The organism is Marinobacter sp. KMM 10035 (assembly GCF_046537445.1).
Taxonomy (GTDB): Bacteria; Pseudomonadota; Gammaproteobacteria; order Pseudomonadales; family Oleiphilaceae; genus Marinobacter; species Marinobacter sediminicola.
Genome location: NZ_JBBVMG010000003.1, coordinates 1 through 11,580 on the forward strand (window position 1 = coordinate 1; position 11,580 = coordinate 11,580).

Annotated in this window: 8 protein-coding genes and 1 pseudogene; 1 reads left to right on the plus strand and 8 read right to left on the minus strand. The window is 52.9% G+C overall.

The window, feature by feature from the left end:
- The 6 genes and pseudogenes from AADB16_RS15440 to AADB16_RS15465 form a co-directional block, all read right to left on the minus strand.
- Positions 1–706 (minus strand): annotated as a pseudogene (locus tag AADB16_RS15440) (hypothetical protein); the annotation flags it as partial.
- A 120-nt stretch (positions 707–826) separates the two neighbouring features.
- Positions 827–1,963, minus strand: a complete 1,137-nt coding sequence (locus AADB16_RS15445) for a hypothetical protein (RefSeq protein ID WP_309045226.1) — start codon at positions 1,961–1,963, stop codon at positions 827–829.
- Entirely contained in the window at positions 1,956–6,086 is a 4,131-nt protein-coding gene (locus tag AADB16_RS15450) for a hypothetical protein (protein WP_410804591.1), read from the minus strand. Before AADB16_RS15450 ends, AADB16_RS15445 begins: the two co-directional genes overlap by 8 nt.
- Positions 6,087–6,125: 39 nt before the next feature.
- Positions 6,126–6,686 (minus strand): DUF4123 domain-containing protein, encoded by a 561-nt coding sequence (locus tag AADB16_RS15455; protein WP_410804593.1) that lies wholly within the window; start codon positions 6,684–6,686, stop codon positions 6,126–6,128.
- Positions 6,683–8,806 carry a type VI secretion system Vgr family protein gene (locus AADB16_RS15460; protein ID WP_410804595.1) on the minus strand — a complete coding sequence of 708 codons (2,124 nt, stop codon included), beginning with the start codon at positions 8,804–8,806 and terminating at the stop codon, positions 6,683–6,685. Before AADB16_RS15460 ends, AADB16_RS15455 begins: the two co-directional genes overlap by 4 nt.
- A 119-nt stretch (positions 8,807–8,925) precedes the next feature.
- Positions 8,926–9,822: a DMT family transporter gene (locus tag AADB16_RS15465; protein ID WP_410804597.1), complete on the minus strand. Its 897-nt coding sequence runs from the start codon at positions 9,820–9,822 to the stop codon at positions 8,926–8,928.
- 183 nt (positions 9,823–10,005) lie between these two features.
- Here AADB16_RS15465 and AADB16_RS15470 point away from each other — a divergent pair, with 183 nt between their 5' ends.
- Positions 10,006–10,272 carry an RNA recognition motif domain-containing protein gene (locus AADB16_RS15470; RefSeq protein WP_298450084.1) on the plus strand — a complete coding sequence of 89 codons (267 nt, stop codon included), beginning with the start codon at positions 10,006–10,008 and terminating at the stop codon, positions 10,270–10,272.
- Positions 10,273–10,275: 3 nt separating this feature from the next.
- On the opposite strand, the gene AADB16_RS15475 is transcribed toward AADB16_RS15470, so the two are convergent.
- Positions 10,276–10,554, minus strand: a complete 279-nt coding sequence (locus AADB16_RS15475) for a YkgJ family cysteine cluster protein (RefSeq protein ID WP_410804599.1) — start codon at positions 10,552–10,554, stop codon at positions 10,276–10,278.
- A 35-nt stretch (positions 10,555–10,589) separates the two neighbouring features.
- Positions 10,590–11,576, minus strand: a complete 987-nt coding sequence (locus tag AADB16_RS15480; RefSeq protein WP_410804601.1) for a diaminopimelate dehydrogenase — start codon at positions 11,574–11,576, stop codon at positions 10,590–10,592.
- Between the last annotated feature and the right edge of the window lie 4 nt (positions 11,577–11,580).

Consider the following 11,580-nt stretch of genomic DNA (forward strand, 5'->3'; position numbering starts at 1 on the left):
GGTCTACCCGCGCACAGCACCAGGCGTCGAACTCATAGAAAGGTTTTTCGATGACAACTGGGGGTTTTCTGGGCAGGAAGGGGAGCTTCCGGGAATATTGCCAGACCTTGATCATTCCGGTACGCCGGTTGAACTCCCACTCGGGGCCCCGGCCGTTTTGATGGAGCCATTTGGGGAAGAGGCGGAAGGCCAATGTGGATACTAAAAGCGCGAGCCATCCCCCCCCGAGAAGTACTAAGTTTGGCAGCACCATCAAGCCTTGAATGTATTCGGGCCAGCTCTCGTTTCTGCTTCCAACCAGCGGAGACGTCAATATCAAAACTATCACATACATTGGTGAAACGAGGTATGCCCAAAGCTTTCCCAATACACTCATCATGTCGAAAAAGCGTGCCTGAAACGCCAAAGGCGCATGCCGAAAACATTCGTGACTGTTCTCAACGTAAAGGCCGTGCTTGTCTGCCAGGTCTTCCTTCTTCTCCAGCCTACGCAGTTTCTTGGGGGGATTTCTGGACATAAAAGGAGGTGGCATAACCTCCCGGGTATTACTCCAGGGCAACCGGAGACTGGCAGATCGATCCAAGCCAGTGCGGTTTAGTTCTTCCGTTTGATTTTTCTGCGGTGGAATGGATTCGGGACGGTAGGCAAAGGGCCCATAGTATTCAATGGCGTTGACGCCGCCAAACTGACTACTCAACATTTTCATGAACTTGTTGCTGACTCACATTCCGTAGAGGAACATGAGGAAAAATATAAAAGCCATGAACCCAGCGCATGCCCAAGTACCCGCCACAGCCTGTCAGGAAAGAAGCTCCCTTTAATATCTTCAAGTATTTTCAACTGACTGCCTGGTTATTCTGGTTCCAGAGCGGCCTTGGCGAGGCTTCCTTGAGCCACGACCGTAGGCGAGCATGTCCTCTGGCGTCATGTGTGCATAGCGCACCTTCTTTGCCATCAGGTTTGGGCGTTGCTCAGGGTTGATTCGTTTAACCTCATCAAACATTTGACGCACCTTCTGATCAAAAGACCGGTCGTCCATGTCCCTCCAGTAACGCGCGACCCTTCTATTTCTTCGATCATGCTCAGCAGTAACTGGATCAAGATGGCGATAGGCCTCCAAGGCCGGCATGTCAGGTAAAGGTCGCGTCACATCCATGTAGTTCTGGATAAAATCCCAAAATGCGTAACACATGTCGGGAAAGCGATGCCAGCTTAGTAAGTCGTTACCAATATGCACACTCAACTTTTGGTAACGATGACACAATACAAAGTCGAACCGTGTCCCAAAACGATCAGCCCCGCCCATGACCCAACCGTCAAACTCATAAAAGGGAGCTTGTATGATCTGAGGCGATCCTTGTTTCCTGAACGCCCACTTGCGCGGATACAGCCACAAAGTGACCATCCCGGTTCGTCGATTAAGTTCCCACTCAGGCCCCCTGCCGTTCTTCACAAACCATCGAGGGAAGAGTTTGAAAGATAGCCTTGCAATCAGCCACACAAAAGCTGGCAAAACGATGGCCCCAAAAATCGCTGGTAAAAACCCCTGAAATACCGAAAGCCATGTTTCGGTTGGACCAAGTAAATACACAAACATGAAATAGGTAATCAAAACAAAAGGTGTCAACAAAACGGCTGTCATTTTTCCACCTACCTCGAGAAAATTGACAACCCTTGACCGTAAGGCAAGCCGTGCAAAACGAATGCATTCATGACTGAACTCACCTTGAAACCCTTTACCCTCGAGCAGATCTCCATTTTTTTCGATGTAGCGAAGTGCTTTCGGTGGCGTGCGCTCCATTACTATGGGCGGGATTACATGCTTAGTGCCACCCCAAGGCAGTCGATAACCGGCTGAGCGTCTCAGTTTCGAGTGGTTGAAATCCTGTTTCTGGACAGGTTGGTCTGGAAACGAATCAGATCTATATGCTTCGGTGCCATAATAGCTACATGCCTCAGTCATTGAGCTTTCCATAAAAGCGGACTTGTTCGTCATACCAGAAAGGGCGCCCTTTTTCACCGAAATCCGGCTGGGAATGCTCCTGATTGGCTTTGTTAAATACCAAAGGATCCTCCGGATCAGGGGCTGGAAACACCAGGGGCTCCTCATCTTCTTTCATCTTAACCTGCAACTGAACCCGGACATTCCAGTGGTAAGACCAGGTCTCACTCAATTCGACCGCACCTAGCCAGCGCTGTGATTTGGTACTGCGTGTAAGCGGTGTTTTCAGGTACACGTAGGTTCCACCATAAAATTCTTCCTCTCGCAATACGTAGCTTTTCAGCTTTTCTTCTTCGACTAGTGTAACTTTAGAGTTGGACATATCACTCAATCCCAGCAAATACCCCCGCTCGGATTTTGTCTCTACCAATCGCAGATATGGCTTCACATCTACCATCTCGGCATCCTTAAATAAGCCAGGGATGGCGCTTTCTACTCGTAGACGGGTGTTTGCTTCGCGAAGCACTGCCAGTCTATCTTCGTCCTTCTCGTTCAACTCACCCCGCAGTACCTGGCCGCGCAGTGGGTTGGGCTCGACCAAAACACTGATACCCATTAGCAAACTAACAAGACGGTAGTAGGCCTCCCGCGGTTCCTTAAGGAAGGGTTTCTCGGCCATTGAACCAAAGGGACCATGGCGCATCCAGATTTCTATAGACTCTTCGTTGAACCATGCCATCATAGCCGTGCCCGAGATCGCTAGTACCACACCAAGGGCAAGCCAGCCCGCAGGCCCCAGAAACAATAAACCCGCCGACCCAGCCAAACTGGAAAACGTTAATGCCACCCCCCCCGCGGCCACTATTCCCGCGCCAATCGATCCACCAGTATTTCCCATGCGATACAAGTAATTGGCATCCAGAGAATAGTCTACAGCCATCAGGATTCCGCCCACTGCACCAAATACTTTGACCCAAGTAAGGGGACCTCCAAGGCGCTCACCTAGCCTCATCGCAAATGGTCCGACCCATTCCCGCGACAAAAACTGCCTGGAGATCCTTTCCACAAGTGCGACATTCTGAAGAAACCGCTCTATAACTGTGACCGTTGCAATACCGATATCAAACGCTGCGCTTAACCCGCCGCTTACAGCAGTGAGTTGTCCTTTAGCTCGCCACTCTCTCTTAACGGACGCTGCTACACTCGACACGTTATGCAGCTCCATCAACATAACTGCCGCAGGCAAGAGTGGCGAGTTGAGCACCCGGTAAAGATGCCTGTTTTCCGTCTTCTTAGCTGCGTCCTCAAATCCGCGTACTTCGGCACCCAGGGACGCTCTATTTGTTTCCAGGTCATCGAAGGCGTCATTGGCAGCTTGCAAGCTGCCATCCACCCTCTCGAAGTTCGCTAAAGCCTTTTCCAGTTTCAACTCGGCATCCGCTATCCTTTGGACTGCCAAGGCTGTTGCTGCTGCCGACAGATTCGAGGATTGTGCAGCATAGCGCTCCCAGATGCCCAATTCCTTCAGAGCATTTGTGTACTGCTTTTCTGCCGCGCCCAAGTGTCTAAGTATTTTTGCCATTTTCTCGTTTTCTGGCACGGTCAGTACCAGCGCCTCCGACGCTTTACCGGAGGGCAACCCCTGTTCCGTGGCCCGCGCTCGGCTGGTGGAAGCCCGGGGCTGGAGGTTCGCTTCTTTTAGCTCAGTGATATCGCCAAACATCCGGATGGCTCGGCCCTCTTCGGGAAGCTCCTCGATGCCAGATATGCCAATCACGTAGTAACCTTTTTGCTTAGCCTTTGAAAGACGCTCCAGCCGGACATTGCCTGTCAAGAACGGCATTGAAGCCCGAAGCTGCTGAACCGAACCTGCGTACAGCTTCATTTGAGCAGTAGTTGCCTTTGCAAATAGCTGCTGCTTCTGTTGAACCAGTTTCTCTGCACGCAGATTAATTTCCGATTCCTTTGCCGCTATGTGCTTAAGGCTCTCTTCCGCCTTCCGGCCTGCCAACTCAGCCTGCTGCCGCTGTGAGCGAGATTCATCAAAAACCTTGGCTTGAGCATCCACTTTTGCCCTCTCGGCATTAGCTCTTTCACGACTCAAGCGATCCATGTCCGCTTCCATCGCTTTGAGTTGGGCATCGATATCTTTGAGCTTTTGATTGCCGCTGACCAAGGACTGGCTAGCACTCTGAATCGCGCCCCATAAATTGCCATGAATACTCAATAACGACTGGGCACCTGTCCTCAAGCTTGAAGCAAATGCCGTTGAGAAGACGCCGGCCTCGGCAGCTGCGGCAAGTTCCAGACCGTCCCGCGTCACGACAAGATCCAACTCCGGAAGGTCTTCGTTTTCGAGAGAGGCTAGTTCACTGGCCCGGAAGCTACCATCGCCAGAGTTTTCATCCGGCTCGGCTGGAGGCTCATAGGGACGTGCCAGTTCCTCGATGCGGAATTTAGGGAAAAGTAATGAGTACAACAATTGACTGTGCCCTGCGCTACAAAAGTCAAGGAGCCAACTTTTACCCTTTCCCACCTTTGTGTCTTCCACTCTAGCGGCCAATACATCACATTCTTCTGGCTCACTTATCACTTCCTTAATCAGCGAACCAACAAAATGGAAAGCACCTGCGTAGTCATACCCACTGTGGGTGAAAAGGTCCACCAGACTGTGCTGCACCCAACTACGCTGCAACAGACCCAAAAGATCCTCCTGCAGGTTATTCCCATACTCCACTGCCAGCTTTCTCTCGGAAACCGCAATGGAGCGTTCCAACTCCTTTCGGCCCTCACCACTTATCTCCGATATATGCTGATGCAGTGGATTTCGTTGACCACCAATACTGCTCGGAACAACCGCAGCATTTATTAGCAAAGCGGACTCAAAATAGGGACGTGCCTTTGCCCGTCTCACCGCAGCATTGGTAAACCAAGTCGCCACTAAACGACGCTGCTGCAGGTAGCGAAGCCTTCCAATCGGATCATCCAGCTGGATAGCCCCAATTAAACGATCACGAGCATCCTTAACACAGTCTTCAACGGCTGGCGTATTGTCCGGCCAATCAAAGGTACCGCTCCCTCCACTATCCTTCGTTTCCTTAGAGGCAGTTTCTAATTCTTTCAGAGTTTTACTAAGGCATTTTGCTAACGCCGTCATCTCCGGGCGTTCGTCCTCATGTACTGGATCATCTGGATCCGGGTCTTCCTGCCGCTGGTGCACTTGAACAGCCAAGTGGTCAGACGACTCTGCATACTCACCCTTGAGATCAAGGAGGTACTTTTCCGGACGATCAAACAGCCACTCAACTGAGGGGCTTCTGCTCCTTTGTGGCGCGAGGCTGTTTGCCAGAAAAGCATTGGTAAAGCCTGTATTAACCGTCTGACTATTACCTTCTTTATGTGCTGGCTCTGCTAGCTCCATGCTAATAGTGCTACAACGATCCACCCTCGCAAGAGGTTTTCCCTGTAGATAATTGACCCGCGCACCCGGCCACTGAGACTCACTATAAGCTGCGTGAATGTTGACCCACTTGTCATCAACTCGCGCAGGCACCCATATCTCACTCAGAGCCACACCGGTTACCGACCGGTAACCAGGCTCGAAGTTACCATTTGCGTGACGATAGTTCTGGAGCGCCACATCGTGGTACCAAGCAACGCCATGCTCGTCCATTCGAACTTCAAGTTCACGCCAAAGCTCCCCCTCATGGAACAGATAGATAAACCCAGGCCGGGACATTACATGGTGCGCTGGGTTGGAGCCTTTCAGGGACACACCCGATATCAAAGTGGTCGGAATGATAGGAAGTATCACATGGCGTTGCCGTTCGATTTGACGCTTTACCTTCATGGCACTTCGCAAAAAAGGTACGCGAATGGGACCGCCTTCCTCCGCATCGACCTCAAGCCACAGATTACAGCTGGGCTCTTTATGCCAGGGCCAGATATGGAGAACTGACTCTTCCAGTTCTTCCACTGCTACTCGGTTTTCCAAGTCTTCTAGCTGCACTGCATTTGGCTCGTCAAAGATTCGGAACGCATGCCCCTCCGGGTGCTCCTTACCAATCACCTCAACAATCAGCGATTCACCTTCACACGCAGGGCCACAACTTGCGGGCACCTGTTTTGAACTGTTGTCAGACATCCCTGTCATTCCTTGCTTTTTATACCGGTAAATTCACATTTAAAGATTGGCGGAGTTCAATGCCTGCCACTGAGTCTCACTCAGGGTCGGCATTGGGAGCATGGTAAGCGGGTCAGGCCATTCCGTGGTGTGCCATCGTTCACTCCCAGGCTCTCCAAACCAGTAGATTACTCGCTCAACCACGTCCGCCCCGGGTTTTGAGGTGGGGGCCAGCTGGTGCCAGATCTGTGGATCATAAAATCGCAAAAGCCCTTGGCGTTGGCCATCGAAACGCACCTTCAGTCGCGCTCTTAACCACTTGGTTATCGACTCGAAGCTACCCTCCGGCTCCAGAATAAGGCCGTTTAACTGACCATTCTTCAAACCTGTCAAAGCCCACTGATATTCGGAGCTTTTCTGAGCAGCCTTCAGAATAATCGGGCTTTCATCCAAATAGAGTTGCCACTCTGTATCTGCAAACAGGTAAACCCACTCCGGATTCTCTGCGTGCTGATACAGCATCCTTGTGATTCGCGTTTTCTGGCCAGATTCCAAAACCAGGTACCTAATCGTGTTACTCGTTGGTTCACCCAAAGCCACGCTGTCCTCGTTTGCGCTCATACAGTCTGACTCCTACCACAAGGACAATTTCCCAGTGGGCAGCTACCATCAGGCTGCTGTTGGCACTGCTCAACAATACCGGTTCTTTGCATCCGCGCCTGCTTCAGCCGGTGAGCCACTATGGCCTTGGGCTCAGCGTCCACTCGTTGATTCATTTCTGCCAAAGCTACGGGGGCAACAATCGCACCTTCAGCCGTCACCACCCCCGGCAGCCCCGCCACCTGCACCTTCTGCCCACTCCCCTTACCGGCAGCACCCCCAGCGTTCATTTTTATAGACGCCCCGCCAATAGCAACGCCACTGGGATCGATCTTCAAAAAGCTGCCACCCGCTTTGAGAGTGATCTCGGCACCCGCTTCGATAACCGCTTTCTGCCCGGCCTTGATGTGCAGTTCTGTGCCGGAGTCACTGAGCCAGGCGGTGCCCGCTTTCAGGTGCAAGGAGCCGGTTACGCTGAAGCTGTGGTCTTTGCCGGTTTGTTCGCGTTTTTCGCCGTCGATGGTTTGGTGACTGCTGCCTTTTACGTGGCTGAAACGGTCATTCTCAACGGTCAGGTGACTGTCGTTTTTGATGACTTCAGTGCGGTTGTTTTCCGTGAGCAGGTCCAGGTCTTTCTGGGCGTGGATGTAGATTTGTTCTTTGTCTGCCTCATCTTCAAACCGCAGTTCGTTGCTGCCCTCGCCTTTATGGGTCTGGGTTTTCAGGGTGGTGCGAGTTTTGTGTTCCGGCAGCGGATAAGGCGGTGTGTTGGTAGCGTGATAGGTTCGACCGGTGATGATGGGCTGGTCCGGGTCGCCATCAAGGAAGGAGACGATGACTTCGTTGCCGATTCGGGGCAGGGCCATGAAGCCATATTGGCCGCCAGCCCAACCCTGGCTTACGCGCAACCAGGCGCTACTGTGTTCGTCGTTCTTGCTGTATCTGTCCCAGGGGAAGCGGACTTTTACCCGGCCAAATTCGTCGCAGTGGATTTCTTCCCCTTCCGGGCCTGTCACTATGGCGATTTGTGGGCCGTCCATCAGAGGGCGATGAGCATTGTTCGGCCGCCAGGTTTTGTCGGCGGGTACGGCGCTGAACGTGTTGTGGTATGAAGTCCGGCCAGAACCGCCCTCTTCTTCCATGGCCTGAGGCTGTTTGCCAGTGTGGTTAACCGCTGTCAGTAGCCAGTCCCGATTCAGTTTGGGGTTGTCGTGTTCGGTGAGTTCGGTTTTGGCACCGCAGGTGAAGTCTGCGCGGTTGCTCGCGCCGGTGGCGGTGCTGGCGTCGTTTCTGAGAGCGTCCAGCCTGGCTTCGGTAAACGGTTGGCCGCTGGCGTCGGCTTTGAAACGGCCGGGGTAGTCAAAGTGCTGGTAATCCTGCCGCTGGCTGGCACTGGCGGCACTGTGTTCGTGCATCAGCGCATAGGCAGGGTTTTTGAAGGTGTAGTCTTTGGCGGCTACGGACGCGGCGCGAACCCGTTCTTCGTAGCGAAAGCGGAATACCACAGATTGTTTGGTACTTCCGCCAGCTTTGCCGTTGTATTCGGCGGCTTCAAGTTTTGGTGCATCGCCGTGGTGGTCGGCAATAATCAGGCCGGGTTGTTCATCGCCATCCACGCTGCCGTGCTGGTAACGATAGTGCCAGCCTTCTTCGGCAGCCAATCGCCCGATAAAGGCCAAATCGCTTTCCCGGTGCTGTACGCAGTATTCCCGTTCCTGAGGTGCGCGTTTCAGATCAAATACGGAGTCCACAATGCCCCGCTCTTCCAACAGGGTGCGCACAATGGTGTCTGTGGCTTGGGTCTGGAAGATGCGGCTGTTGTGCATCAGCCCCAAACGCCACACCGGCGGCTCGATAACAATCTCATAGCGGGTGCGGCGATGGCCGGAATCGCCTCGGGCGAATTCGTTGACCACGCCGGTGAAGCGGCGAAGGGGCATGCCGCCTTCCCAGACCACCAGATCCACGGGTTGCTCCAAAACTTCGGATGCATCTATGTCCGGGTCGGTGCTGGCCAGTTCAAGGCAGCCATGAAATAGCTCGGATAGCCGCTCGGTCAGCGTAAAGCCGACAACAGAGAATAGATCAGTGGGGAGTTCGCCAACACGGGCGGTAAACTGCAGTCCGCTTGCCTGGGGCATATCTTCAGTCCTTGAAGGTATGGTTCTGTATGAGTCCGGGCGGAGATTCTGTCGCAATTGCGGCGTTTAATCAAATGCTCCCTGCCCCAAACGAGCACCCGTTCTATGTAAACAAAATCTCAGGCCGAACCCTGCGCCTGCGCCTTAACCCGGAAGGGTCGCGTCCACCACTCAGACAAGAGCACACCGAACAGGGTGAGACCACCGCCAATAAAATGATGCAGCCCCAATGTTTCGCTCAACATCACGGATGCGATCAGCGCCGTTAAAATCGGAATCAGATTAAAGAATACAGAAGTCCGACTGGGCCCAAGGTGCTTGATGCCCGTCATCCATGCCAAGGGTGCACCAATAGATGCAAACACACAGGCGAACAAGACCAGTGGCAAGTTATCACTGTTCAGCCCGGTTTGTGGAAGTAGCGCAAACAGCGGGAACAAAACCACGACGGCCACAAGCACTTGCGCGTAAAGTAACTGCATTGCAGGCAGGGGTATCTGCCATTTTTTCAACAATGTGCTGTATATAGCGTAGGCAGCTACAGCTACCAGCATCATGCCGTCGCCGCCATTGATCCCCTGCTGGGCAATAGCAGTCAAATCCCCGGAGGTGATTACAATCAATACGCCAAAAAACGAAAACAGCGATCCGACTATGGCTCCAACTGTAAGGCGGTGGCCCAATGCCAATATGGCCAGAATCAGCGACATCACAGGCATGAGCGCTAAAACAATACCCATGTTGGTCGCAGAGGTTTTAGGCGCGGCAAAATAGGCCAGGCTTTGATATATCGCCATGCCCAGCACACCTAACACAAAAATTTTGCCCAGGTTTTCCTTCACCACTGGCCACGACCTCAGCGTTGGACGCAATAGCAGGGGCGTGAGGATGACGGCAGCGAACAGCCACCGATAAAACCCAATTTCTGCCGGAAAAATAACGCCCACGGCCAGTTTGTTAACTACGGTATTTCCCGCCCAGAAAATGACTGCCAGTAGCGGAAACGCATAATACATAGTCACAAACCTCAGAAAACGAGTGATTAAACCGGAACGCCATTATCCGCTTGTACCTATTAAAGGCTATACTGGGTTCTACGGCTCGCAGCTTGGATATAAACGCATGCAGAACCTTGCCAAGCCACGCTGCACCGTATCCATAAGCAATGTGATCATACTTACTTTTAAAAATGGCCCGTCATGAAACTTTTAGTCCGTAACCTCGCACGCACGACAACAGAACAGGAAATCATGGAGCTGTTTTCTGCTCATGGCACTGTCACCGAGTGCACACTGGTTTTAGATAAAGAAACCGGAAAATCCAAAGGCTTTGGATTTGTGGAAATGCCACACGCGAAGGAAGCAAAAATGGCCAAGGCCCACCTGAACGACGCTCGTGTAGGGTCAAACAAAATACGGGTGAAGGTCGCTCAGGATAAGGAACAGCAAGCAGATACCAATAGCTAACCCTTACGCTGCAGGCTCATTGGCTGCGCGTTCTTCTATGCACTCGTAGCCGCCCATCTCAAATTCCCGGCAAATAAACGGTCGCTTGTCGTAAATCGAACACGACATGGTGCGGCGATCCAACGCCGCACACCAGCCGTCATCCAAACGCGCCATCGTTCTGCCGCCCCACTGATCGGTTTCAATAAACCGCTCTGGCACGCCTGTCTCGGTAATCAGCATAACTTCCAGGCGGCAACAGCAGGCCTGGCAGTTTGAGCAGCTAATACCGGGATCAGACATGGCAGTTATTTCCATAAGGCGTTGGCGGTACTCTATCAGAGCAGCTCTTTGCGCAGTTGTGACGGGCTCTTGGGGGACAACAAACCTGGAGCCACATCAAATACAGATCTGGCACCGGTTTCGCCGGCGCGGGCCATTTTATGGACTGCGCGAGTGTAGGCTACCAACACACTGGCGGTGAACTCAGGGTTACTTCCAAGCGCCAGTGAATATTCGATAGTCTGCTTGCTATGGGTGCCGGTTTCGCCACTGCGAATAACGAAGCCGCCATGGGGCATGGCACTGTGCTCTGCAGCGAAGGTAGCTTCATCAATGAAGTTAACCGTGGTGTCGAAGGGCTCGAAGTAGTCCGGCATGGTCACAATGCTGTTTCGCACTGCGTCTGCATTGGCACCCTCTTCCAGAACAATGAAGCATTCCCGTACATGCTTTTCACGGGTGCTCAATTCCGGCTGCTCGCCGTTGCGTACTCGGGCAATAGCCTCCTGAGAGGGCAAGGTGTACTGCACGCCTTTCCTGACGCCCTCCACGCGGCGCACTGCATCCGAGTGACCCTGGCTCAGGCCTTTGCCCCAGAATGTGTAAGTTTCACCTTCCGGCAAAATTGTTTCACCGAACAAACGATTCAGTGAGAACAGGCCGGGATCCCAACCCACAGACATCAATGCAACCTTACCGGCTTTGCGTGCAGGTTCATCCAATGCCGCGTGGTATTCATTCACTTTGGCATGGGTGTCGAAGCTGTCGACGGTATTGAAGAACTGTGCCAGGTAAGGCCCTTGTTCCGGCAGGTCGGTCTTTGAGCCTCCGCAAAGGATCATTACATCAACGTCGTTCTGGTACTGCTCAATATCTGCCATGGCATAAACCGGCACTGTGCTGTCCAGAAGCGCCACACTGGCGGGGTCGCGGCGGCTGAACACACCCACCAACTGCATATCGGGATTCTGCGCCAACGCAGATTCCACACCCCTGCCCAGATTGCCGTACCCGGCAATGGCTACTCTAATTTTGTCTGCCATGATG

What these genes read in the sequence shown, in the direction of transcription:
- AADB16_RS15445 (WP_309045226.1), bottom strand. Translation starts at nt 1,963, where the DNA reads ATGACTGAGGCATGTAGCTATTATGGCACCGAAGCATATAGATCTGAT.
- AADB16_RS15450 (WP_410804591.1), bottom strand. Translation starts at nt 6,086, where the DNA reads ATGTCTGACAACAGTTCAAAACAGGTGCCCGCAAGTTGTGGCCCTGCG.
- AADB16_RS15455 (WP_410804593.1), bottom strand. Translation starts at nt 6,686, where the DNA reads ATGAGCGCAAACGAGGACAGCGTGGCTTTGGGTGAACCAACGAGTAAC.
- AADB16_RS15460 (WP_410804595.1), bottom strand. Translation starts at nt 8,806, where the DNA reads ATGCCCCAGGCAAGCGGACTGCAGTTTACCGCCCGTGTTGGCGAACTC.
- AADB16_RS15465 (WP_410804597.1), bottom strand. Translation starts at nt 9,822, where the DNA reads ATGTATTATGCGTTTCCGCTACTGGCAGTCATTTTCTGGGCGGGAAAT.
- AADB16_RS15470 (WP_298450084.1), top strand. Translation starts at nt 10,006, where the DNA reads ATGAAACTTTTAGTCCGTAACCTCGCACGCACGACAACAGAACAGGAA.
- AADB16_RS15475 (WP_410804599.1), bottom strand. Translation starts at nt 10,554, where the DNA reads ATGTCTGATCCCGGTATTAGCTGCTCAAACTGCCAGGCCTGCTGTTGC.
- AADB16_RS15480 (WP_410804601.1), bottom strand. Translation starts at nt 11,576, where the DNA reads ATGGCAGACAAAATTAGAGTAGCCATTGCCGGGTACGGCAATCTGGGC.